The organism is Acinetobacter halotolerans (assembly GCF_004208515.1).
In the GTDB taxonomy this organism is placed as follows: domain Bacteria; phylum Pseudomonadota; class Gammaproteobacteria; order Pseudomonadales; family Moraxellaceae; genus Acinetobacter; species Acinetobacter halotolerans.
Genome location: NZ_SGIM01000007.1, coordinates 95810 through 121456 on the forward strand (window position 1 = coordinate 95810; position 25647 = coordinate 121456).

The 25647-nt window shown below is 40.5% G+C and carries 22 protein-coding genes and 1 tRNA gene; 10 read left to right on the forward strand and 13 right to left on the reverse strand.

Going from position 1 to position 25647, the window contains the following annotated elements:
- Window positions 1-9 precede the first annotated feature (9 nt).
- A complete protein-coding gene (locus EXE30_RS09830; protein WP_130162224.1) occupies window positions 10-1686 on the reverse strand; it encodes an arylsulfatase in 1677 nt (558 codons plus the stop codon).
- Window positions 1687-2084: 398 nt separating this feature from the next.
- Here EXE30_RS09830 and EXE30_RS09835 point away from each other — a divergent pair, with 398 nt between their 5' ends.
- On the forward strand, window positions 2085-3431 hold the full coding sequence (locus EXE30_RS09835) for an MFS transporter (protein WP_130162225.1): 1347 nt from the start codon (window positions 2085-2087) through the stop codon (window positions 3429-3431).
- 32 nt (window positions 3432-3463) lie between these two features.
- Complete coding sequence (locus EXE30_RS09840) at window positions 3464-4744, forward strand: OprD family outer membrane porin (RefSeq protein WP_130162226.1); 1281 nt, start codon at window positions 3464-3466, stop codon at window positions 4742-4744.
- A 1-nt stretch (window position 4745) separates the two neighbouring features.
- Here EXE30_RS09840 and EXE30_RS09845 read toward each other — a convergent pair.
- Both EXE30_RS09845 and EXE30_RS09850 read right to left on the reverse strand, forming a co-directional pair.
- Window positions 4746-4821: transfer RNA gene (locus EXE30_RS09845), tRNA-Arg, on the reverse strand.
- A 72-nt stretch (window positions 4822-4893) separates the two neighbouring features.
- The gene (locus EXE30_RS09850; protein ID WP_130162227.1) at window positions 4894-6276 is read right to left on the reverse strand and encodes an amino acid permease; all 1383 of its coding nucleotides are present in this window, start codon (window positions 6274-6276) and stop codon (window positions 4894-4896) included.
- A gap of 367 nt (window positions 6277-6643) precedes the next feature.
- Between EXE30_RS09850 and prpF the strand changes: the two genes are divergently transcribed.
- From prpF to EXE30_RS09865, 3 genes are all read left to right on the forward strand, one after another.
- Complete coding sequence (gene prpF, locus EXE30_RS09855) at window positions 6644-7831, forward strand: 2-methylaconitate cis-trans isomerase PrpF (RefSeq protein WP_130162228.1); 1188 nt, start codon at window positions 6644-6646, stop codon at window positions 7829-7831.
- A gap of 169 nt (window positions 7832-8000) precedes the next feature.
- Entirely contained in the window at window positions 8001-8912 is a 912-nt protein-coding gene (locus EXE30_RS09860; RefSeq protein ID WP_130162229.1) for a polyprenyl synthetase family protein, read from the forward strand.
- Between the two features lie 56 nt (window positions 8913-8968).
- The gene (locus EXE30_RS09865) at window positions 8969-9337 is read left to right on the forward strand and encodes an MmcQ/YjbR family DNA-binding protein (protein ID WP_130162230.1); all 369 of its coding nucleotides are present in this window, start codon (window positions 8969-8971) and stop codon (window positions 9335-9337) included.
- Window positions 9338-9383: 46 nt separating this feature from the next.
- Here the strand turns inward: EXE30_RS09865 and EXE30_RS09870 are convergent, their stop codons facing one another.
- From EXE30_RS09870 to EXE30_RS09885, 4 genes are all read right to left on the reverse strand, one after another.
- Window positions 9384-10235: an SPFH domain-containing protein gene (locus EXE30_RS09870; RefSeq protein ID WP_130162231.1), complete on the reverse strand. Its 852-nt coding sequence runs from the start codon at window positions 10233-10235 to the stop codon at window positions 9384-9386.
- A gap of 19 nt (window positions 10236-10254) precedes the next feature.
- On the reverse strand, window positions 10255-10716 hold the full coding sequence (locus EXE30_RS09875; RefSeq protein ID WP_130162232.1) for an NfeD family protein: 462 nt from the start codon (window positions 10714-10716) through the stop codon (window positions 10255-10257).
- A gap of 98 nt (window positions 10717-10814) precedes the next feature.
- Complete coding sequence (locus EXE30_RS09880) at window positions 10815-11732, reverse strand: patatin-like phospholipase family protein (protein ID WP_130162294.1); 918 nt, start codon at window positions 11730-11732, stop codon at window positions 10815-10817.
- A 62-nt stretch (window positions 11733-11794) separates the two neighbouring features.
- Window positions 11795-12421 (reverse strand): lysophospholipid acyltransferase family protein, encoded by a 627-nt coding sequence (locus tag EXE30_RS09885; RefSeq protein WP_130162233.1) that lies wholly within the window; start codon window positions 12419-12421, stop codon window positions 11795-11797.
- A 145-nt stretch (window positions 12422-12566) separates the two neighbouring features.
- On the opposite strand from EXE30_RS09885, the gene EXE30_RS09890 reads away from it, so the two are divergent.
- The 5 genes from EXE30_RS09890 (at window position 12567) to EXE30_RS09910 (ending at window position 19528) form a co-directional block, all read left to right on the forward strand.
- Window positions 12567-13841 (forward strand): MFS transporter, encoded by a 1275-nt coding sequence (locus EXE30_RS09890; RefSeq protein ID WP_130162234.1) that lies wholly within the window; start codon window positions 12567-12569, stop codon window positions 13839-13841.
- Between the two features lie 526 nt (window positions 13842-14367).
- Window positions 14368-15651, forward strand: coding sequence for a DcaP family trimeric outer membrane transporter (locus tag EXE30_RS09895; RefSeq protein ID WP_130162235.1), 1284 nt, complete (start codon window positions 14368-14370; stop codon window positions 15649-15651).
- 163 nt (window positions 15652-15814) lie between these two features.
- Window positions 15815-17455 carry a phosphoethanolamine transferase gene (locus EXE30_RS09900; protein ID WP_130162236.1) on the forward strand — a complete coding sequence of 547 codons (1641 nt, stop codon included), beginning with the start codon at window positions 15815-15817 and terminating at the stop codon, window positions 17453-17455.
- 12 nt (window positions 17456-17467) lie between these two features.
- A complete protein-coding gene (locus tag EXE30_RS09905; RefSeq protein WP_130162237.1) occupies window positions 17468-18145 on the forward strand; it encodes a response regulator transcription factor in 678 nt (225 codons plus the stop codon).
- Between the two features lie 6 nt (window positions 18146-18151).
- Entirely contained in the window at window positions 18152-19528 is a 1377-nt protein-coding gene (locus EXE30_RS09910) for a sensor histidine kinase (protein ID WP_130162238.1), read from the forward strand.
- Between the two features lie 10 nt (window positions 19529-19538).
- Here the strand turns inward: EXE30_RS09910 and EXE30_RS09915 are convergent, their stop codons facing one another.
- The 6 genes from EXE30_RS09915 to EXE30_RS09940 form a co-directional block, all read right to left on the reverse strand.
- Window positions 19539-20348, reverse strand: coding sequence for a lipopolysaccharide kinase InaA family protein (locus EXE30_RS09915; protein ID WP_130162239.1), 810 nt, complete (start codon window positions 20346-20348; stop codon window positions 19539-19541).
- Window positions 20349-20511: 163 nt separating this feature from the next.
- The gene (locus EXE30_RS09920) at window positions 20512-21255 is read right to left on the reverse strand and encodes an amino acid ABC transporter ATP-binding protein (RefSeq protein WP_130162240.1); all 744 of its coding nucleotides are present in this window, start codon (window positions 21253-21255) and stop codon (window positions 20512-20514) included.
- The gene (locus tag EXE30_RS09925; RefSeq protein WP_130162241.1) at window positions 21252-21935 is read right to left on the reverse strand and encodes an ABC transporter permease subunit; all 684 of its coding nucleotides are present in this window, start codon (window positions 21933-21935) and stop codon (window positions 21252-21254) included. Before EXE30_RS09925 ends, EXE30_RS09920 begins: the two co-directional genes overlap by 4 nt.
- 1 nt (window position 21936) lies before the next feature.
- Window positions 21937-22683, reverse strand: a complete 747-nt coding sequence (locus EXE30_RS09930) for an amino acid ABC transporter permease (protein ID WP_130162242.1) — start codon at window positions 22681-22683, stop codon at window positions 21937-21939.
- A 77-nt stretch (window positions 22684-22760) separates the two neighbouring features.
- The gene (locus tag EXE30_RS09935; RefSeq protein ID WP_121928618.1) at window positions 22761-23705 is read right to left on the reverse strand and encodes a transporter substrate-binding domain-containing protein; all 945 of its coding nucleotides are present in this window, start codon (window positions 23703-23705) and stop codon (window positions 22761-22763) included.
- Window positions 23706-24084: 379 nt separating this feature from the next.
- Complete coding sequence (locus EXE30_RS09940; protein WP_130162243.1) at window positions 24085-25272, reverse strand: ammonium transporter; 1188 nt, start codon at window positions 25270-25272, stop codon at window positions 24085-24087.
- Window positions 25273-25647: the final 375 nt, after the last annotated feature.

Below are 25647 nucleotides of genomic sequence, written 5' to 3' on the forward strand. Positions count from 1 at the left end.
AGCTAACTCCTATTTCTTGATGTATTGTTCGAAATCGACAACACCATTTTCATCGGCATATTTTAAGTACTTATCATTTAAGATTTTTACGATATCTGGGTGTTGAGTAGAAACATTATGCTGTTCATTGAAGTCTCTTTTTAAATTATAGAGTTCCCAACCTTGACTGTTGAACTTCGATGGAGAGTTTTCTACGAGTTTCCATTCATCATTTTTGGCGTAACGACTGCCGTGTAATTCTTTGAAATCGTAGTAATTTACGGGGCGAATGCGTGCATTATTGCTTTTCAATGCAGGAATTAAGCTAAAACCAGAGGGTTGAATTTTTTTGCTTGATGTGGGGTAGAGTTGATCAGATTGAATATTTGCTAACTCCATCACGGTTGGGAAGACATCGCGTACAGTTGCAAAATGATTGTTGATTCCTCGATCTTTGGAAAGGTGGTGTGGGTATTTGATGATAAAAGGGACTCGCACCCCGCCTTCTGAAGCGGCAGATTTCCAATAGGTGAAGGGTGTGCTACTCACCTCTGACCAACGTGGTCCCATATATACATAGGAGGTGGCTTTACCAATGTTTTCATAGCTGTTGTCTGCTTCACCCATTGGGAAGTTATGATTTCCTCCTTCGGCGCCATTATCAGACATGAAAATGATGAGTGTATTTTCATATTGATTATGTTTTTTTAGATATTGGATAACATCTCCGATACGATCATCCAATTGAGTGATCATGCCTGCATACACTTCCATTTTTCGAGCTTCATATTTACGTTCTTCTGAGGATAGCTCTGACCAGCTTTTGGTATTGAGTGCCTGATTTCCTTGTTGTGTTGGGAGTTTGGCGTTAACTGGAATCAATCCTAATTTTTTCTGCTTTTCAAAGCGCTGTTTTCTGATCGCGTCATAGCCTTGATCATATTTTCCCTTATAAAGATTTAAATACGCATCTGGTGCCTGAATTGGCCAGTGGGGTGCGGTATATGCAAGATAGGCAAAGAAAGGTTTGGCTTGTTTATTCTTATCAAGATATTCAAAAGCTTTTTGAGTAAAGTAATCGGTGGAGAAATAGCCATCGGGCAACTCGGTTTTTTGACCATTCTCGGTATATTGAACCTTCCGAGGATAGTTTTTAGGTTGGTCTTTGAAGTGTAAGTCGAAGCCATCCAGTAGGACAAAGGATTGATCAAAACCACGTGCATGAGGATTGTGTTCTGGTGCATGACCTAAATGCCATTTACCAACCATGAAAGTGTAATAATCTTTGCGCTTAAGAATTTCGGCGAGGGTGTAGGCATTTGGGGTTAAATGACCAGAATAACCATCAATTTTGAGTAGTGCACGAGGGCTATCCTCACCTACTAGCGTCTCTTGGCGTTTGGATGTTTCATACATTGCGCCTAAACCCACGAGATGATTGTCAGCTCCTGTCATGAGTTGTGCTCTGGTTGGTGAGCACATTGATGATGCATGGAAATTGAAAAGCATTTTTCCTTGCTTTAATAAACTATCAATATTTGGTGTCTTAATTTCACTACCGTAAGCCCCTATATCTGAAAAGCCCAAATCGTCTGCCAAAATGACCATGATATTAGGCGTTTGGGTTGTCTTGGCATGAGTTATGGGGAGGGGGTTTCCTAGAAAAGTGAGTCCAAGTGTGAACTGGGCCATTTTTTTTAGCTTCATATCGCAATCCTTTGATTTGGGTGGTGCATCGTGCACTCAAGGGGTATTTTTTGTTTAAAAAGTAGGCTCACTAAAAGCATAATTTATTTTTTCAATTGGATCCATATTTAATTTTAATAATTTAATAAATGTTTGATGATTACATGGTTTAGGCTTAAAAACGATAAAATACAGGGTGATAGTTTTAAATTTTAAATTGAATTGCAAAACGTATTGATTTTTTGGATCCATTTATTCAATATAAAAGTAGCAGGATGCTTAGCAACCGTATCAATGGCATACGGTTTGTGAAATCAAACAATTTTTAAAAATCATTTTGGATAGGGATATGCATGATCAGCTATTGCACGTTTTTGCTTTGACATGTGTGTATTTTGTCCAATCTTGGAGATAAACACATGAGCAGAGATGTTCTCAGTGAAATAAACCAAAATAAAATGAGCCGCTATCAGTGGTTCGTGATTTTAATTTGTATTTGCCTAAACATTATTGATGGTTTTGACGTTATGGTCATGGCATTTACTGCACCCTCAGTATCTGTGGAATGGTCACTCTCGGGGGCACAAATAGGACTACTATTGAGTGCAGGTCTATTTGGTATGGCTGCTGGCTCGATTTTCTTAGCTCCACTCGCTGATAAAATAGGACGTCGTTTACTGATCTTGGCGTGCCTTGTGATTGCGGGCTTGAGTATGTCGGCGTGTGCTTTGGTTAACAGTCATAGTATGTTGGCTTTACTTCGTTTTATCACAGGGATCGGTGTTGGCGGTATTCTTGCGAGTAGTAATGTATTGGCGAGTGAATATGCCAATGCGCGCTGGAGAAGTCTCGCAGTGAGTTTGATGTCGACTGGTTATGGTATTGGTGCCACATTAGGTGGCGTGTTATCACTTGCATTGATTGAACACTTAGGATGGCGGTCAATCTTCTTGGCAGGTGGTGTCGCCACGATCATGATGTTGTTGTTAAGTATTTGGTTATTGCCTGAATCTCTTGATTATTTATTGGCAAAAAGACCAAAACAGGCACTAAAGCAAACGAATATCATCATGCAGCGAATGGGAGGAAATACACTTTCTGTTCTACCGAATCATTTCAAAAACAGTACGGGCAATGAGGGCCAATTTGCAAAATTATTTGCTGGTCAACTCGGATTTCAAACACTATGCCTTTGGTTTGCCTTCTTCTTGGTGATGTTCGGTTTTTATTTTGTGATGAGTTGGACACCTAAAATTCTCATCTCAATGGGAATGTCGGCTGATCAAGGTGTAACGACTGGAATATTAATTAGTATTGGTGGGATTTTTGGAGCAGCGATTATTGGTTTGCTTGCATCTCGTATCAAAATTTTCTATGCATTAAGTCTATTTCTGGGATTGACTGCGGTTTGTGTATTTTTATTTGTTGCTGTTTCTGCACAGGTGAGTGTAGCTCTGATAGTTGGTTTGTTGCTAGGGACGCTTATTAATGGTTGTGTAGCAGGCTTATATTCGATTTCACCTACAATTTATACGGCAGATATTCGCAGTCGTGGAGTCGGTTATGCGATTGGTTTTGGGCGGATTGGTGCTATTTTATCGCCAACAGTTGCAGGGATCTTTCTGGATAAAGGTATAGCTCCAGCCACCCTGTATGCCTACTACGGCGTCGTCTTTATTTTTGCTATTTTTCTGATTTTAGCTTTAGCGAAAGCTTTTTATCAGCATAACCAAACGCAACCACTTTCTTTGAAAGTGACATCTTAAATCTGATTAAAATTAAATAGTTGAGATAATAAATGAAAAGGACATCTGTATGGGTGGGGATCTGCTTGTGCCCGTTATTTAGTCATTTGGCGCATGCTGAGTTGATTTCGGACAGTAGCGCTGAACTGACCCTTAGAAATTTTTACTTTGATCGAGATTATAAAAAAGACCCATATCCCTATACTGCTGCGCGAGATTGGGCGCAGGGTTTAATTTTCAAAGGACAATCGGGTTATACCGAAGGTCCAGTTGGATTCGGTGTCGATATATTGGCTATGGCTGGTTTTAACTTGATGGGTAATCGTGCAGATGATTATGCCCGTAGTGGTTTATTGCAGGTCAATGCGGATAACTCTCGTGATGATTATTATGGGAAAATTGGAGTTACGGGAAAGGCAAAATTCAGAAAAAATGAGCTGTTTGTGGGGGATCTTGTTCCACAATTACCGACCATATTTTCATCGCCGGCGCGTTTGTTTCCACAGACTTATCGCGGGATTCGCTTTGTTTCAAATGAAATTCCAAACCTTCAATTAGAGGGGTTTTATGTAGATGAAGTGCGACAACGCGACTCGATTCGCTATACAGAGGTGGGTATAGATAATATCAACCAACGTTTTGACAAATCAGCAAAGACTGACCATTTTTATAGTTTTGGGGGAAATTACCAATTAAAAGATTACCGTTTGCGCGCTTATCACGCTGAACTTAAAGATATTTACCAACAACAGTTTTTAGGCTTTAACGGAAAACAGGCTTTAAACGAACAACTTAATTTTCTAAGTGACGTACGTTTTTTTAATAGTACTGAAACTGGAAGCAAACAAATCGGAGAGGTTGATAACCGTCATATGAGTGGTTTATTTGGTTTGAATTATCACAATCATACGATTTCTTTGGGATATATGCAGTCGTTTGGTTCGACCGGATTGCCATTTTTGTCGGGAACCGAAAGTCCTGTTGTGCTTGATTTTATGAGTTCGGATTATTCCAACAAGGATGAAAAAGTCTATTCAGTTCGTTATGAGTATGACTTTAAAAATGCACAGTTAGGTGATCTGCCCTTAAATGGACTTCGCTTAATGACCCGATATGCGAAAGGGGAAGATATTGATTTGCTCCAATACGGAGATCAACGTTTTAAAGAGGAATCAATTGAGTTTGATCTTGGGTATAAAATCCCTGAAGGAAAATTACAGGGTTTGGGAATGCGTGCACGTTTCTCTCACTATCGTAACGATATGCCGATGAATATGACTTTTCACTCAGCCAACGAAACACGTTTCAATATTGATTATAGTTTCAAGTTCTGATTGGTGCGCTCAGCGGGACTCGAACCCACGTCGGTCGCTTAGGAGGCAACTGCTCTATCCAGTTAAGCTATGAGCGCATAATTTTATGATTGTAAATCAAAATTATAAACAAAAAAGTGATTGCCTAAGCAATCACTTTTGGACTTATTTTAATTGTCTTCTGGCTTTTTAACACTATTCAAATCTTTAGGATTTAAATAATCAAACAGAATTAACATTAGTGTTATCCAAATTGGAATCATCAACACAGATTCTTTAAAGCCTTGCTGCCACATGATATAAAGCACCACAGCAATGAAAGCTAATACCAAGTAGTTACTAAAAGGTGACCATAAAGCAGGGAATGAAGGTTTGATGTTCACATGAAGAATATAACGTTTATATTTCAAATGAGTAATGCTGATCATTGCCCAATTTAGAACCAACGCACCGACAACTACATACATCAAATGACCAAGTGCTTCTTCTGGCACAAAGTAGTTTAAGAGTACGCAGCCAAAGATCAATAACGCTGAGAGTAAAACAGCAGGGATGGGTACGCCTTGTTTGTTGGTCTTGGCAAAAACCTTTGGCGCATTGCCTTGTTTTGCTAAGCTATACAACATACGGCTATTGGCATACATACCACTGTTATAAACCGAGAGTGCTGCAGTCAAAATAATAAAATTCAATAAATGAGCAGCCCAGCCGATCCCCATCTGACTAAAAATCATTACGAATGGACTTTTATCCAAACCACCTAAGTCAAGCTGATTCCACGGCACAAGCGATAGTAAAATCGTTAATGAACCGACATAGAAAATCAAAATACGGAATACAACTTGGTTAATGGCTTTAGGAATCGTTTTCTTTGGATCTTTCGCTTCAGCTGCCGCCATCCCGATCAGTTCAATACCACCGAAAGCAAACATCAAGAAAGCCAACATGAAGAACAAACCTTCGAAACCATTGGGAAAGAAGCCCCCATGAGTCCAAAGATTACTAAATGAAGCGGTTGAATTTGCGTCAGCAGTTGCAATCAAGAACAGACCAAAAAGAATCATCGCAATCACTGCGGTGACTTTGATGATTGCTAACCAGAATTCTGACTCACCGTAGAATTTGACATTGGTTAAGTTGACTGCGGTGATGACCACAAAGAAGAATAAAACTGAAGACCAAGCAGGAATATGAGGCCACCAATAACTAATATATTTTGCTACTGCGGTGAGTTCCGCCATGGCAACTAAAATATAAAGCACCCAATAGTTCCAACCAGACAAAAAGCCTGGAAATTTACCCCAATATTGATATGCAAAATGACTAAATGAACCTGCAACAGGTTCTTCAACGATCATTTCACCGAGTTGGCGCATGATTAAAAAGGCAATCAAACCGCCAATCGCATAACCCAAAATAATAGATGGTCCAGCAGACTGGATCACTTGTGCAGAACCTAAAAATAACCCCGTACCAATTGCCCCACCCATCGCGATGAGTTGGATATGACGGTTTTTTAGTCCACGCTGAAGTTGAGAGGAATCGTTGTTCAAAGGACTGAGCTCGACGAGGAATAAGTGGATTATTCTAATAGATTCAACGATTTTCGACTAGTAAAAGTACAGTCTGGGTATGACTGGAAAGTTGTTTTAAAAAATCATTTAAAATCTTATATTTGAGTGAATAGTAAATTTAAGTCTAATAGAAGTGTAGACTGTAAAATGTCATCTTTGTTGTTTAAACCGGGTTTGTTGGCTTTGATGCCATTGTTTAATTATCTTGATATATGGAAGATATAGCTTAGTTTCTACTGACAGTGATCGCCAAAAAATAATAAGGTATATGGCATTTTAAATCGTTGTGCAGTAACTTTAGACGCAATATTTTGTACCATGAACATGATAAAAGGATGAAATTAACATGAGTTCAGTTCCACAAATTAAAGTCCCTGCAACCTATATGCGTGGTGGTACAAGTAAGGGTGTATTTTTTAAATTAGATGATTTACCTGAAGCAGCACAAGTTGCTGGTAAAGCGCGTGATCTGTTGCTTTTACGTGTGATAGGGAGCCCAGATCCTTATGCAAAACAAATTGATGGGATGGGCGGGGCAACTTCAAGCACAAGTAAGACCGTAATTTTGGCAAAAAGTTCTGAGCCAGACCATGATGTTGATTATTTATTTGGACAAGTCTCGATTGATCAACCTTTTGTAGATTGGAGTGGTAACTGTGGCAATCTCACTGCTGCCGTGGGGTCATTTGCGATTTCAAATGGTTTAGTCGATGCAGAGCGTATTCCTGAAAATGGTATATGTACGGTACGTATCTGGCAGAAAAATATCCAAAAAACCATTATTGCGCATGTACCTATCACCAATGGTCAAGTGCAGGAAACAGGTGATTTTGAGCTGGATGGTGTGACTTTTCCCGCAGCGGAAGTTCAAATTGAATTTTTAGATCCTGCTGATGATGGTGAAGACGGTGGCGATATGTTCCCTACAGGAAATGTCGTTGATCAACTCGTTGTTCCTGACGTTGGGACTTTCCAAGCAACTTTTATTAATGCTGGTATTCCAACGATTTTCCTCAATGCAGAAGATATTGGTTACCAAGGTACAGAGTTACAAGATCATATCAATGGAGATGCTGCTGCATTGGCTCGTTTTGAAAAGATTCGTGCTTATGGTGCAGTTCAAATGGGACTTTTTAAAGATATCTCTGAAGCTGCATCACGTCAGCACACTCCGAAGATTGCTTTTGTATCTAAGCCAAAAACATATCCATCTTCAAGCGGTAAAACTGTTGAAGCAGCTGACGTTGATTTACTGGTTCGTGCGCTTTCTATGGGTAAATTACATCATGCTATGATGGGAACTGCTGCGGTGGCGATTGGTACTGCAGCTGCGATTCCGGGTACATTAGTCAATTTAGCTGCTGGTGGTGGCGCGCGTGAAGCGGTTCGTTTCGGACATCCATCAGGCACGCTTCGTGTTGGTGCTCAAGCTGAGTGGGTTAATGATAAATGGGCTGTTAAAAAAGCCATTATGAGCCGTAGTGCGCGTGTGTTGATGGAAGGTTGGGTACGTGTACCTGGTGATACATTTTAAACTGTCACTATCGCATTGCTATAAAACCTCCATATTTGGAGGTTTTATTATTTAAAAGGGGCAAGATACAAACCCGCCTATCCAAATAAATAATGCTATGATATCGCTATTCTGACGAGCTGGTGAGTCTTGTCATTTTATTCTTCCATTCAGATTTCCCGAGGCTATTGTGTCATCTATTTCTCAAGTTAATGCGGATGTTCTAAAACAAGCTCAACAACGTATTCAACAAGATTTATTGACCGCATTGGCTGCATTTTCCATCCCAGAACCTTTAAAAGCAGCCGTCCATCATACGGTGATGTTAGGTGGTAAGCGAGTTCGTCCTGCCTTATGTTATGCCGCAGCTGCATTGCGACCCAATTCTAATTTTGCTGCTGTTCGACGTGCGGCCGTTGCTGTGGAATTGATTCATTGTTATTCCTTAGCGCATGATGATTTGCCATGTATGGATAATGATCTATTGCGTCGTGGACAACCAACCTGTCATGTCGCTTTTGGTGAAGATACCGCTTTGTTGGCGGGTGATATTTTACAGTCGATGGCATTTGAGATTTTAGGCAGTCGTTTGTTCGATGAGCAAGGACAGGGAACAGATGCAGCGATTGTGCTTAAACAAGTTCAGATTCTAGCAACAGCAAGTTCAAAAATGGTCTGCGGACAGGTTTCTGATATCCAAGCTGAAGGCAAGATGGTTGAGCAGGTTGAATTGGAAAATATTCATCGTAATAAGACTGGTGCGTTGATTCAAGCAGCAATCATGATGGGTGCGGTGACGATTTTTACGGGGACTGATCAGGCGATTCCAAAATTACGTCAGTTCGGGCAGGCGATAGGTTTAGCTTTCCAAGTACAAGACGATATTTTAGATATTACCGCGAGTACTGAAACGTTAGGTAAAACTGCTGGAAAGGATGAGCAAGTACAAAAATCGACTTATCCTGCGCTTATGGGATTAGAACAAGCACAAGCTTATGCACAACGTTTGCATGATCAAGCTTTTGAGGCTTTAGCGTATTTGGGCGATGATGCGAAAGAACTAACTGCTATTTCACAATTTTTACTTGCTCGTAAAAGTTAATCGTTCGTCATTTTTATGATCTTGATGACTACGATAAATTCATAGAGGAGCGTCTCATGAATGGAGAGCACTTACATCAAGATGCGCTAGAGATTGCAGCACAACTCCCTTTTGCTCAGCATACCCAGCCTTTCGGACCTGATTATGAAGTCTTTAAAATTCTAGGTAAAATCTTCATGCTCACGGCTGAGGTGAATGGTGTCAAAATGGTCAATGTAAAATGTGACCCTTATAAAGGACAAGAATACCAAGAGTTATATTGCTTTATTAAACCCGCTTATCACATGAATAAAAAACACTGGATTTCTATTGTCGAAAACGACTTACTTACCAGTGACTTACTGACAGACTTAATTCAAGACTCTTATACCCTTGTCGTGAAAAAGCTTCCACTCAAAGATCAAAAGCGTTTAAAGGCCCAATAAAAAACAGCCCGTAGGCTGTTTTTGGGGATATAGGTGTAGAGACAGTTTAGTGTTTACCCATCAATCCACGAATCGTATTTAATACGTCAGCAGGCAATACCACAGTTTTGGCATTGTTTGATTTAGCTAACTCTTGCATTGCTTTCACATATTGTTCACCAAGCAAATAAGCGACAGGCGTTTCTTTGTCACCAACAGCACTGGTGACCATTTCAATCGCGCGTTTTGATGCTTCAGCAAGAACGACTTGTGCTTCTGCATCACGACGAGACGCTTCTAAACGACCATCTGCTTCTAAGATCGCCGCTTGTTTCTCGCCATCTGCTTTAGTTACGGTTGCACGACGTTGACGTTCAGCAGCCGCTTGAGCTTCCATTGCAGATTGCATGGTATGTGATGGTTGAATGTCTTGGATCTCAACCGTTTTAAGGGTAATTCCCCAATCTGCAATATCGTCAGAAATTGCAGCTTTAAGCTTCGCTTTGATCTGATCTCGAGAAGACAAAGCATCATCTAAAGCCATTTCACCAGCGATTGAACGAAGTGAAGTTTGAACCATGTTCTGAATCGCCCAGTTATAGTTCTCAATACCATAGACTGCTTTTTCAGGTGTTGTAATATTGATATATGCCACAGCATTCATCACTAATACAGCATTGTCACTGGTGATCACTTCTTGCGAAGGAATATCCAAAACAATATCTTTGGTGGTGATTTTATAAGCGACTTCGTCAATATAAGGAATAACGAAATTCAAACCTGGCTGTAGAGTGGTATGGTATTTACCTAATCGTTGAACAATCCATTTGTAGCCTTGAGGAACGAGACGTACCCCTTTGAAAATGGTTATCGCAACAAATGCTAAAAACGCAATGACAACTATAGTACCGACAGACATTTGAAACCCTCTTTTTTGTTTATGAAGTGCAATGTGGTTGGACGACTAAATCATTGCCCAAAATATCAATTACTCGAACGCGATCACCCACTTTGACTGGCGTTGTACAGCGACAATGCCATTCATCAGAACCCAATACGGGGAGTGAAAAGCGGACTAAAATTTGTTCGTGTTCAAGCCCAGTTTGGATGACCATCCCAACTTGCCCGATAGTTGCTTCACGAGATAGTCCAGCTTTGGTTTTATCGATTGAAAGCGGTTTGATAAATTTAAACCAAAGTACAGTACATAAAATCGATAAAATTCCCCAAGTAATGACCTGCGTTGGAAAGCCCATCATCGGGAAAAGCCACAATAAAATGCAGACCATAACTGCTGCGATGCCGAACCATAAAGCGGCGAATGCAGGTATGATCAATTCTGAAAGAATCAGTAAAATACCTAATACAAACCAGTGCCAAGGCTCAACTACAAATTCCATAGATTTGCTCGCATTATTTAAGTGTTGGAGGTGAAGAAATATTCACCTCCTCTACTCTAGCAGATCATTATCTTTATGAATATAAAAAGGTTGTTTTTTTAGAATTTAGGTTTTGGGGCAGGTTTTAATGCGGCAGGGGATTTTTTGAAATCACTGATTGCATTTTGAATGGCAATGATCTTGGCTTGGGCTGCCTTTTCGCCCTCTAAGATGGCTTGATTGCTTGATTTGAGATCGAGCACACCTAAATGTCCTACTTTGGGTTGGATCACTACAGTCGCTTGGCGTAGTTCTTCATTGATACTGTGTTGTCCCATAATATTAATGGTTTGATCGAGTAATCCCCACATACTTAAGGGTTTATCACCCGTTGGTCGTGCTGAAATATCCACGGCGATGACAATATCCGCACCCATATCTTTTGCTGTTTTTACAGGGATCGGGCTGACTAAACCACCGTCAACATATTTCGTATTCCCGATGAGTGCAGGTACAAATACGTTTGGAATGCTACAAGATGCACGAACGGCTTGACCTGCATTGCCTTTGATAAACTCGGCTTTTTTACCATTATCTAAGCGTGTTGCAACAGCAGCAAAGCGGATTGGAAACTTCTCTATCGGTTTATTGCCAATTTGCGTGTTGACGTAATTCTGTAGTTTTTGACCCAGAACGAATCCTTGGCTATTAAGGGTTAAGTCACGAATATCAGATTCTTGTAGTTTAAGTGCAAGATTTTGCATTTGATAAGGGGTTTGCCCGCTGGCATAAATACTCCCAACAAAACTACCTGCACTGGTTCCAGTCACAATTTTGGGTTTAATCCCATGAGACTCTAAGACTTTAATGACCCCTATATGGGCAAAGCCTTTCGCACCACCACCGCCCAAGGCAATCGCAATGACAGGTTCACGCGTTTGAATCGTTGGAGTAGGGACAGTTTTTTTTGCAGTGGGATCACAGCCAAATAATGTGAAGCTAACAAGTGCCAAACAAGACAGTCGAGCAATATTCATATCGAGTGTAGATAAATTAACCAATGAGAAGGGCACATCAGATCAGATTTGCCCTTATTTTTCTAGTTTTTTTTCACAAGTTTTTGTAATGGCTCAGCGAGCCAATCGGGGTTTTTTGGTGAAAAGTGACCGACATATCGTTGCATGATTTGTTCAAGGTCTTGTTGGTAATGTCCCGTTGGTTTAAACGCACCTAAGCTATAGATGGTCTTGTGATCATAGTCAAAGGCAAACATCACAATGGGAATACCAGCTGCATGCGCAATATGGTAAAAGCCACTTTTCATTTTCTCCGCTTTTTTCCGAGTGCCTTCTGGCGCCATTCCGACCCAAATTCTGTCGTATTGCTGAATGGTTGCAACGACTTGTTCTGTTAGACCATGGGCAGTGTCACGATGTACAGGTACGAGTCCAGCCCATTTGAGAAATGCTTTGAAAGGTGGTTTGAATAACGTATCTTTGCCTAAAACGGTGATTTTTAAACCGAGGCCGCCGATTGCTAGAAAGCCATACCAGCCATCAATATTCGAGGTATGGGGGGAGATAATGGCAACAGCTTTGGGCAGATTCGGGATTTCGCCAACGATCTTCCAGCCTTGACGAAGAAAAAGTTTTTTACATAACGCGCGACTAGATGCGGTTCCACGTTGTGGAACGAGCGGCGGTAAATCAGGAAAATGTTGTGGCATAAATGAAGATATATAATGACAACTTCTATTATATTAAGCGCTCATGAAATGGACTACATTGGCAAGAAATAAGATTTTATTGTCACTGTGCTGTAAGAATTAGATACTTTGCTGATGTTGATCACTCACGGAAGGAACGCAAATAATGCCGAATATGAAGCAGGTTTATGTCCTGTTATTTTCTTTGTATTGGGCACAGGGGTTACCTGTTGGCTTTATGACGCATGCGTTGCCAGTGATTTTAAGAGCACAAGGCGTGTCATTAGCGCATATTGGTGGTTTTGGTCTGCTGATGTTGCCTTGGGCGATTAAGATTCTTTGGGCGCCTTTTGTTGATCGAATCGCATTGTCACGCCTAGGGCAGTACCGCAGTTGGATTATCCCCACTCAATTATGCAGTGTAATTATTCTAATTATTCTTTCATTTTTTCCTATTCAGAGCTTGGATCAGCCGAGTTATTTACTCATTTTCTTTGCATTACTCTTTCTAATGAATCTCACGGGTGCAACCCAAGATATTGCAACAGATGCATTGGCTGTAAATTTACTAAAAAGTGATCAGCAACATTGGGGCAACACGTTTCAAGTGGTCGGTTCGCGACTCGGTTTTATTGTGGGTGGTGGTGCCGTGCTTTGGGGCTTAGATTGGCTACACTGGCAAGCGACCTTTCTCACATTGGCGGGGTTGGTTTTCCTGAATACGTTGCCTGTTCTATTTTTCCAAGAACCGATACATTCCAGCAAACACAATAATCCTGAAGCAGTTACATCTTCAGTTAAGCAAGCGATTAAGAATTATCTGAATTATTTTAAATCTTCCGCTGAATTAAAAATGTGGTTGATTATTTTAGTGAGTTTTAAAGTTGCAGATGGTTTGTCTGGAGCATTATTAAAACCTTTAATGGTGGATATGGGTTTAAGTTTCTCGCAGATTGGGGTTTACATCACCATGTTTGGTGCTGTCGCAGCACTCATCGGAGCCGGACTTGCAGGTGTACTACTTCGATATGTTTCTAGACCCGCATCGTTGATTTTTTTCTCAGTTTTAAAGATTAGCAGTTTAATTGGTTATGTGTTTTTAGCATTTGCCTATGAACATCAATATCAAATTAGTCCTGTGTGGTTATATGCCGTTAATGCATTTGAAGATGCATGTTCAGCTATGCTGTTGGTGGTGATGCTGACTTTGATCATGCACTATAGCCGAAAACAATTTGCAGGAACTGATTTCACCTTTCAGGTGTCAATTATGGCGACAGTAAGTGGTTCGCTGTACATGGTCAGCGGCGTGATGGGGGATTTATTGGGTTATTACCATTATTTGATTATTATTGTGATTATTGGGGTGTTGGCATTGATGCCGATTTTGTTATGGAAACAAAGAGTCCTACAGAAAATTAACAATAAGTATTTGAAATAAATCTTTTAAATTTTAACGGTAATGCATTTATATATTATGAATATGTTTTTCAATCATGTTGTAAAGAGTATGTTTTAGCCATTTCAATACAAGTTTAACTATACATAACTTATGTGACTTGGAAATAAAAAATAAAAATGAGTAGCCTAGCTTCAATCAGCAAAATCATGTGAATAGCCCAGTAAATTTACAAGACCTACTCACACTTGGATATTAGCCTAAAGTCTAATTAAGAATAATGAAATATTTTTTTAATCGTTCTGTAAGATAAAGGTGATGTGTAGGATTCGTTACTAAATATAAATAGTAAAGAGAGTAACTTTGTAAACTGGAAGCATGGTTTCACCTAATTGCAATTCAAGTTTCAAGTTCGACTTTATTTTATATATAAATCATTTTTTGGATGTAGTAACCGAACCCATGCAACTCAATACATTTTAAGACGGTTGATTTCTTTAGTTCTTAGGAATAGTACGGATCAACTGAGCATGGATAGGCAATATAAAATATAGATTAGGAGTTTTTGATGGAACTATTTCTTAATGGTAAATCATTTGTAATTAAAGGTTTAGTGCTTACAGTCACAGCTTTAATGATGAGTGGGGCAAATGCGGCGGTCTCAGATAAAGAAGAAATTCAAAAGCTTCGTCAAGAGGTTGAAGCATTAAAAGCGTTAGTTCAAGAACAACGACAAGTACAACAACAGCAGCAACAAGTACAGCAACAACAACAAGTACAGTTAGCTGAAGTTAAAACACAACCGCAAGCAGTTGCACCCGTTTCCCCTTTAGCCTCATTAAAATCCAAAACAGGTGCTGATGTGAGCCTGTATGGTTTCGTTCGAGGAGATGCGAACTACATTATTGAAGGTGCAGACGATGATTTTAACGCTGTAAGTAAGTCAACTGGCGAAACAAAAGATAAATTACGCGCAACAGCGAAAACGACGCGTCTTGGTTTAGATTTCACAACCCCGCTTGGTGACGAAAAAGTAGGTGGTAAAGTCGAGGTTGACTTTGCTGGTACGAATGAGGGATTACGTATCCGTCATGCTTACTTAACTTACAATAACTGGTTATTTGGTCAAACAACCTCAAACTTCTTGTCAAATCACGCGCCAGAAATGATCGACTTCTCGACTAACATTGGTGGTGGTACCAAGCGTCTTCCACAAGTGCGTTATAACTACAAATTAAGTCCTACAACACAATTATTTGTTTCTGCTGAAGAGGGCGATAGCTCTGCAACAGGCGATACACTCAAGTATAGATTACCTGTGCTGACAGCTAAAGTGACGCAAGCTTATGCGGAAGGCAAAGGCTCTGCCTCAGCTCGCGCTTTAGTCGAAAACTATAAGTCCGAAAAGGCGGATGACGATAAAACGGGTTGGGGAGTTGCTGTCGGTACAGATTTTAAAGTCGCTGATCCGTTGAAGCTTTTTGCTGATGCTTCTTATGTTGTAGGTAACAGTAGTTATTTATATGGTAGTAACACTGCCTATACGGTGGTCAATGATGCTATTGAACAGAATGAATTAATCGCAGTGCAGGTGGGTGGAACCTATAAGATTTTACCGAATCTACGTTCGACGTTAGCGTATGGTGCTCACTTCGCTGATGATGGTACTGACTATGCCAAAGCGAATGTCACAGCCAATGAGAAAGTTCAACAAGCTTGGATCAACTTTATCTATACGCCAGTAAAACCAATTGATTTGGGCGTTGAATATATCAATGGTAAGCGCGAAACATTCGAAGGTAAGTCTTTCAAAGATAATCGCGTCGGCTTAATGGCTAAATACAACTTCTAAAATTTGTTAAAACTCAAATTTTAAAAAATCGAGGTTTAAACCTCGATTTTTTTGTTTATATAACTTTTGAAAGATTGAGGAGCTTGAGACATTCTGTCTTTAAGTCATTTTTAAGTTTCTAAAACTATATTTAAGTAGCTCAGCAATCGGTTTTTAGAATGTGATGTCACTACAGAAAATCAAGACCCAGACCATCTCCCTATTTGCATTCAATCTGCTCCTTGCAATTTGGTTAGGTGTTTTTCTGAATATTGTATTCTATGAGAAAATACAAGCGCTCACGCCCTATACGGGGGTCAAGTCACGACTGTTCATCGCTGCATCGGTCATTGTGGTTGCAGCCGCATATTACTTTGTATTGCAGATTTTAAGCTGGACATGCACGGCCAAACCACTTGCAATTGCGCTGGTGGTGATTGGTGGTTTTTCTTCCTATGCTGTGACGAGCTTGGGAGTGTTGATCACGCCAGACCAAATTCAAAACCTGATGCAAACAGATATTGTTGAAGCGCGTGATATATGGTCTTGGGACTTGGTGATATGGGGTTTAGGGATGGTTGTGTTGCCTATCATTGTGATTTTATCAGTCACTTTGAGGCCAGAACCCATATGGCAAAAGATTTGGAAAAAAGCACTCGGTTTAGCGCTTTCCCTTGTGCTGGTTAGTGGTTTGTTATTTGTTTTTTATGTTGATTTTGCAGAGATTTTTCGTGAAAATCGTGATCTAAAAGAAATGATTTCACCACAAAATATGATCGAATCGGTTGCGTCTTATTATAAGCATAAAGCACCCAAACAGAATTTACCTTTGCTGAGCTACGGTACTGATGCAAAGATAGCCTCAATAGATCATTCAACATTGCCTAAATTGATGGTATTAGTCGTTGGTGAGACGGCCCGTGCAGAAAACTTTTCGTTAAATGGCTATGCTAAGAAGACCAATCCCAAACTCTCCAAACAAGATATTCTAAACTTTTCACAAGTCAGTTCTTGTGGGACAGCCACCGCCGTTTCGGTTCCATGCATGTTTTCAGGCATGCCGAGAGAAGATTATGATGAACAGCTTGCAAGTCATCGTGAGGGTTTACTGGATATTGCAAAACGTGCGGGTTATCAAGTCACTTGGATTGATAATAACTCGGGCTGTAAAGGGGCATGTGACCGCGTTGAACAGTTTAAAATCCCTGAATCTCTGCAACAGAAGTGGTGTAATGAGGGGGAATGTTTTGATGGTATTTTGATTGATAGCCTAAAAGCATATTTAGCTGCACTTGATCAAAAGGATAGGCGACCGCGATTAATTGTTCTGCATCAAATCGGCAGTCATGGACCAGCTTATTATCGGCGTGTCCCTCCACCATTCAAAGTGTTTAACCCCACTTGTGAAACCAATGCTATTCAAGGCTGTACACGAGAACAGTTAATGAACAGTTATGACAATAGTTTACTTTATACCGATCATGTTTTAGATGCTTTAATTAAAACACTAAAAAATACAACGCAATATCAAACAGCTTTATGGTATTTATCTGATCATGGCGAGTCCACCGGTGAAAGTGGCATGTATTTGCATGGTGCGCCGTATGCGATTGCTCCGACCCAACAAACCCATATCCCAATGTTGATGTGGTTTTCTGACGCATGGAAACAACACGCAAAAAAACAAGTACAGTGCCTTGCTCAGCAAGGAAAAGTTGAGCTTAGCCAAGATAACTTATTTCCAACCATGCTGAGCTTGTTAGGTATTACGAGTAAGGTAATTAACCCTAAAAATGACATGTTACACACATGTTTGAATCCATAAGGTGAGAGGCGCATGACCAAAATCTTGATGATAGAAGATGATTTTATGATTGCAGAGTCAACATTGACACTATTGCAATATCATCAGTTTGATGTGGAGTGGGTCAACAATGGCGTGGATGGCTTGGCTTTGTTGAACAAACACGATTTTGATTTAGTGTTATTGGACTTAGGTTTGCCGTTGATGGATGGGATGCAAATTCTGAAACAACTTCGTCAGCGCACCTCGATTCCTGTATTAATTATTTCAGCACGTGATCAGCTACAAAACCGTGTGGATGGCTTAAATCAAGGCGCAGATGATTACTTGGTCAAACCCTATGAGTTTGATGAGCTACTGGCACGGATCCATGCATTATTGCGTAGAGGGCATTCAGATACGGCTCAGCTAAAAAATCAATCTCAGTTACTCAAATGTGGTGAGTTGGTGCTTGATGTGGAACAGCATTTAGCGACTTTTAAGGGACAGCAAGTTGAGCTATCTAACCGTGAATGGGCAATTTTAATTCCAATGGTCACGCATCCGAATAAAATTTTCTCAAAGGTTAATCTTGAAGATAAGTTATATGATTTTGATAGCGAAGTGACCAGTAATACTATTGAAGTCTATGTACATCATTTACGTGCCAAGCTGGGCAAAGATTTTATTCGCACCATCCGTGGTTTGGGTTATCGTTTGGGACAATCATAAAAACTGATGAAAACGGTTAAGCATTATTCGCTCAAGAAAAGGCTGATTTGGGGAACGTCTATTTTTAGCCTCTTATTGGGCTGTTTATTGATTTTGGCCGCCTATAAAATTTCATTGCATGAAGTCGATAAGATTTTAGATACGCAAATGCAATATATGGCAGAGCAATCCGCGACCCGACCTATACCGACGATGGCCAGCCGTATTGAATCACACGAAACCTATTATTATCATCAAGAAGGGTTGTTGGTTGATATTTGGGCATATCATGATCACAACCATTTATCCGATCCAAGTCAGTTATTGCTTCCGCCAGTCAAACAAGCTGGTTTTTATAGTCAGCAGACCAATCAAGGGAACTGGCGCGTTTATGTGATTCCACTTAAACACTATCAGATACAAGTGAGCCAACGTGAAAGTGTACGTCAAACCTTTGCTTGGGAGTTGGCGGGCAGCATGTTTATGCCCTACGTGCTGCTTTTGCCGATCGCAATCTTACTTTTGGCATTTATTATCAGTTTGAATCTAAAGCCTTTAGATGATTTTAAGACAGAACTGACTCAGCGTGATTCGGATGGGCTGGCGCCGATTAACAGTGATCATTATCCTCAAGAGTTGATGCCGACGATTGAAGAAATGAATCGTTTATTTGAGCGGATTCAACATGCGCAAACTGAGCAAAAGCAATTTATTGCAGATGCGGCACATGAGCTAAGAACCCCTGTCACTGCACTTAATTTACAAACTCGGATTTTGATTGGACAGTTTCCTGAACATGAAGCTTTACAAAATTTAAGTAAAGGTTTAGCGCGTATTCAACATTTGGTCACGCAGCTATTAGCACTGGCAAAACAAGATGTTGCATTGAGCATGATTGAACCCAATACACATTTTCGCCTAAATGATGTGGCCTTAAATTGCGTTGAGCAATTGGTCAATCTAGCTATGCAAAAAGAAATTGATTTAGGCTTTGAACGCAACGAGTTGATTGAAATGCAGAGCATTGAATCCACGGTACATTCGATTATTTTTAATCTGATTGACAATGCGATTAAGTACACACCCAACCAAGGCATTATTAATATTTCTGTTTTTAGTGATACGGATGACTTTGCCTATATCCAAATCGAAGATAGTGGGGCGGGTATTGAGCCAGAAAAATATGACGAAGTATTAAAACGTTTCTATCGTATTCATCATCACTTGGAAGTGGGGAGTGGTTTGGGGCTTTCGATTGTGGATAAAGCAACCCAACGCCTAGGCGGGGTGCTAACTTTATCGAGAAGTATGGACTTGGGTGGCTTATCGGTATTGGTAAAATTACCGAAGGTATTGGGATCCTATGAAGACCATACCAAGCTCAATGCTAAAAAAAACAACTAAACCCTTTATTTTAGGCTGTTTCAGCTTCTGCTTGATCTCTTAAATAACGGAGAAATAACACGCATTTTTGAATGCGCTTTCCGTCATTACCGACTTTGCTGACTTTGAGGCGCAATACCCAATTTAAGCGTTTGCCGACCTTACAGATATCTTTATAGACTTGCGGTTCAGTCTGCAAAGCATTATGAAAAATTTGGCTTGCTTCAGTCAATTGTTCAAACTCAAAATGATAAGCAGTTGAAAAAATAAACAGCAACCAGTCTCGAACAAAACAATCATGTAGGCTGAGTACATCAAGTGGGTCTGTTTCAAAATCAATAAAACTAAACTGATTTTGTTTATCCACTAGAATATTACGAGCAAAAGCTTCACTTAAATATCCATCCTTCACATGCAGATTTTGGATGGCTTGGATGGCTTGAGTAAACAATAAAAACTGTGCTTCAGGCTTGGTTTTACGAGTTGCCAAGGCTTGATCCAGTTGTTTCACTTTACTTTTATGTTGTGTGCTGAGGTCTTCTAATAAAATGCCTTTTTCGGATAGTGCTAAAACATTAGGGGTAGAAATCCCGAGTGTTTTGAGTTGTTGGATACGTTTATATTCACATTGAATCGCAGCAGCCCCGCCTTGATTGGGAACAGGGATCATTGCACCCAAATTAAAGATTTTGGCGAGCCATTTTAAAGGGGTATATAGCCACAACCCATGACGTTCAGATGCTTTTTTTAACCATACTTTAGATGCATTTAATTCATATGCTTGAATCGAATCTTGTTGAGTGGTAACAGTAGTTTCTAAGAATTTTTGAAAGTCATCCATTAGCAGCAATCTATTCCTAAGTCATCATACCCATTTCAATCAGCAGTCACTTTACCATATTGTAGCTCTTAAGCGGAATTGAAATACATTAATCATATGACTTATCAATATGATAAATAATATAAAGCAGCCCAGAAGGCTGCCTCAAATCGATATAAGTAACTCAGTGTAGAATTTTATCAAGAAACTGCTGAGCACGTTCGCCACGTGGTGCGCCAAAGAATTCATCTTTAGAACAGTCTTCCACAATTTTTCCTTGATCCATGAAAATAATGCGATTGGCAACCTGACGGGCAAAGCCCATTTCATGAGTGACACACATCATGGTCATGCCTTCTTTTGCAAGTCCCACCATCACGTCAAGCACTTCATTGATCATTTCGGGGTCAAGTGCAGAAGTTGGCTCATCAAATAACATGGCAATCGGGTCCATGCATAGGGCACGGGCAATTGCGACACGTTGCTGCTGACCGCCGGAAAGCTGCGCAGGATATTTGGCAGCTTGTTCGCTTAAGCCAACTCGATCTAGATAAGCCAATCCCTTTTTATTTGCCTCTGCTTCTGAGCGTCCAAGGACTTTGATTTGCGCAATGGTGAGGTTCTCAGTAATGCTCAAGTGTGGAAACAGTTCAAAGTGCTGAAATACCATGCCCACACGACTGCGTAGTTTGGTCATATCTGTTTTGGGATCATGAATGGGGATGCCATCCACAATAATTTTACCTTGCTGAAAAGGCTCTAGACCATTGACCGTTTTAATCAGGGTTGATTTTCCTGAGCCTGATGGACCACAGACCACAACCACTTCGCCTTGACGAATCTGAGTCGTGCAGTCAGTCAGTACCTGAAATTGTTCATACCACTTACTGACATTTTGGAGGTCTATCATTACTTTATTTTCGCTCATACACGTAACCTCCTTTGTAAACGTTTAACTGCGAATGTCGCGATGGCACTGACGGTAAAGTACACCAATCCTGCAAATAAAATATATTGGGTCAGCAATGCCATTAAGTCTCCGCGGACATAGTTTGTTCTGAAAAAGTCCAGCAAGCCAATGGCATACACCATGGTAGAATCCTGAAATAGAATAATCGTTTGCTGAAGCAGCAATGGGGTCATTTTTCTGAATGCCTGAGGCAGAATAATCAGCCGCATAGACTGACCATAACTCATACCCAGTGCAGCGGCAGCAGCAGCCTGACCTTTGGGAATCGACTGAATACCCGCACGCACAATTTCAGAAAAATAAGCAGCTTCAAACAACATGAATGCCACAATGCTGGAAACGAGGGCCGTATCAATAGTCAAATACTTGCCTGTGATCGCGGTATAAATAAACGGAACGGCAAAATAAAACCACATCAGTACTAGCAGCAGGGGAATGGAACGAAAGAGGTTCACATAAGCCTGAGCAATCAGATTTAGGGTTTTGATTGAAGATAGACGCATCATTGCGAGCAACGTACCAATCACAATACCGCCAAGTGTGGCAATAACCACTACTTTTAAGGTGATGCTGAAACCGTGCCAAAGCGCAGGTCCTGATTGTTGTAGATCATTCAGAAAAGAAGTGAGCCATTCCATACTACTTTCCTCCTGATGATATTAAACCAGGAACACGCAGACGTTTTTCCAGCAGGTTCATTGCAGAAATGAGACAGATGTTGATCACAATGAAAATGAGGGTAACGAAGGTATAAATTTCGATGGTATTCTGAGTGTATTCACTGATGGTTTTCATTTGCGAAATGATTTCTGCAACCCCGACGAGAGAAGCCACAGAGGTGTTCTTCACGCAGTTGGTCAGCTCTGAACTGAGTGGAGGTAAAATGGTACGAAAGGACTGTGGTAGAATCACATAACGATACAATTGCGCCGTGGTAAACCCCATGGCATAACCTGCATTAATTTGACCTTGGGGTAAGGCTTCAATGCCTGTCCGAACTTGTTCGCAGACACGTGCTGCGGTAAATAGTCCCAGTCCGATACTGGCAGAAATCAATGCTGTGGTATTGGCACCAAGATCACTCATCCACCAGTTTTTAATGGGTGCAGGTAGAAAGTTGGGAACCACATAAAACCAGATAAATAATTGAACGAGTAAAGGAACATTTCTAAACAAAGTGACATAGGCCGTACCTATGGCTCTGGCTGTTTTATTCGGGAGGGTGCGCATAATGCCAAGTATGCTGCCAAGAAGCATGGCAATGGTCCATGCCACTACAGCAATAACCACCAGCCATCCTAGACCCGTTATAATCCAGTTCAGGTACGTGGTATCTCCCACACCTGTAGACTGCCATAAAACTCCCCAGTTCCAGCTATAATTCATAATAACTCCTGAGAAGAAGCGGGAGAACATCCACTGTTCCCCGATTCCGCAATAATATTTTAGTTATATGCGATAAATTACTGATCTCGATCATGCGGATTGCTGATTAACGCTTTCAGTTGATCAGACATCTCAAAGTTCAGGTTAATGTTTTTAGGTGGAATCGGTTGCTGGAACCATTTTTCATACATTTGATTGATTTCACCTGAAGCATAAGTTGCTTTAATCGCGTCATCGACCACCTGTTTAAAGCCTGTATCGCCTTTGCGCAGCATACAGCCATAAATTTCTTGAATAGGTGCAGTTCCAACGATATCCCATTTATTTGGGTCTTTGGCTTTAGATTTTTCACCAGCAAGCAAAATATCATCCATCATAAACGCGACAGCACGACCATTTTGTAACATCAGGAATGACTCAGCATGGTCTTTGGCTGAAATGATTTCACCAATCCCTAATTCTTGCTGATGCTGACGGATATAGCGCTCAGATGTGGTGCCTGCGGTCGTAACCAGTTTTTTGCCTTTTAAATCAGCAAAATCCTTAATTCCTGAATCCTTTGCAGTTAATAGTCTCGAACCAACCTCAAAGAAGCCAACTGAGAAATCGACTTGTTGCTGCCGCTCTTTGTTATTGGTGGTAGAGCCACATTCCAAATCCACAGTACCGTTCGACACCAACGGGATACGATTTTGACTGGTGACGAGGTTATAGCGAATTTTCAGATCAGGCATGTTGAGTTTTTGCTTAACGGCCTCTACAACTTTAAGTTGTAAATCATGTGCATAACCGACAGGTTGGTTCGGGCTTGCTGCAATGTAGGAAAATGGAATGGACGAGTCTCGATAACCCAGCACGATGGTGCCAGAGCTTTTAATTTTGTTTAAAGTACCAGATGTAGATGTGTCACCTTCAGTGGCTTTGTCACCAGCAGCAGGGGCTTTATTGTCACTACAAGCACTTAAGCCGAACATTAAAGCGCTTGCGCAAAGCAGAGAGGTCATGGTGCGTTTATGTGTCATGTACAAAACTCCTTTTGTATCGTTATGGACGCATTCGTCATTGTTGCTATTGAGTGGTCAGTTTTTATGAAAATTAATATCTTTTTATATGTATAAAAATACATTAGTTTTCATATTAATAGACTTCAATACGGTTGCTCAAGCGATATTCTTTACGGTTTTGTTACCAGTAACTATTGATGAATTAAGCAATTTTTAAATCAGTGAATTACAGTAAAAATTGCAGGAAATAGAAAGCATAATGTGTGCCATGATCTTAATTTTTTAAACAGGGTAAGAGATAAGATAAAATTTCAAGGCTTATCGAGCCTTAAGGGAACGAAGCTGGGTTTTAAAAGACAAAAAAAGCGGCATTAAGCCGCTTTAAAGTATTGAAAAGTTAGAACATTGACTCTTCAGAGTTTGCCGAAACTTTATGAATCGAAAGGTCTGCCCCACGATACTCATCTTCTGCTGATAAGCGAATACCAATCGTCAGTTTTAATAAACCATAGACAATAAAGCCACCAATCAACGCAACGCTAATCCCTAAACCTGTGCCGATCAATTGAGAAATAAAAGAAACACCGCCTAAACCACCAAGTGCTTGTTGACCAAATATTCCTGCTGCAACGGCACCAAAAGCACCACAGACACCATGTAAAGGCCATACCCCGAGTACATCATCAACTTTAAGTTTGTTTTGCGTGTAGGTAAAGAAATAGACAAATATTGCACCTGCACATGCGCCAATCATCAATGCCCCAATTGGATGCACAATATCAGAACCAGCACAGATTGCTACAAGACCTGCCAATGGACCATTGTGTAAGAAACCAGGGTCATTTCTACCCATAAAGTTGGCTGCCAACGTACCACCAGCCATCGCCATAAGTGAGTTGATGGCTACGAGTCCAGAAATGGCTTCGACACGTTGCGCACTCATCACATTAAAGCCAAACCAACCAACAATCAAAATCCATGAACCTAAAGCAAGGAATGGAATTGATGACGGTGGATGAGCACTAACACGACCATCTTTTTTGTAGCGACCATTTCGAGCACCTAACAACAGCACCGCCGCTAACGCAATCCAACCGCCCATGGCATGAACAACCACTGAGCCGGCAAAGTCATGGAAGGGTGCACCAAATTGGTTTTCTAACCACGTTTGCACACCATAGTTACCATTCCAGATCATACCTTCAAAGAATGGATAGATCAGGGCGACCAGCAGTAAAGTCGCTAATGCTTGCGAACGCATTTTTGCACGTTCTGCAATACCACCAGAAACAATCGCTGGAATGGCGGCTGCAAAGGTAAGTAAGAAGAAGCAACGCATCAGGTCATAGCCATGATTGGCTGATAACAGCTCACCTGTTACAAGGAAGTTTTGACCATAGGCAATCCAATAACCAACGAAGAAGTAGGCGATGGCTGAGATACAGAAGTCTGTCAGGATTTTGCTAAGTGCATTGACTTGGTTTTTGTGACGTACAGTGCCTAACTCGAGGAATGCAAATCCTGCGTGCATTGCAAGCACCAATACGGCACCAAGTAATAGAAAAAAGATGTCTACGTTTTGCATAACATGCTCGATATAAGTGCTAAATCTAATTCTGATGCAAAATAAATGATCATTTTTTGCACCAAAATGGATTTATCGAATCTAAAGAACTTGAGCCATCTTAAGGAAGCTCATTTTAATGCATTGAGCTATGCAAAAAACGCACCAATTTAGAGGTTATATTTTATTTTTGGTGAAAAGTGGTGCGTCTATAAATATATATCAGATAGATCGCGCTATTTTTAATGAGCCGAGCAACATTGCAACGCTTGAATGGGAATTAGAAGTACGATGTTCTAGGCTCCAAAAATTATGTTGGGTTTATGAGGAGGAAAAACTGGTTTTAATATGTGTATAAATCATCTTTAATAAATGGCGTGTTGGGTTCATTGCAAA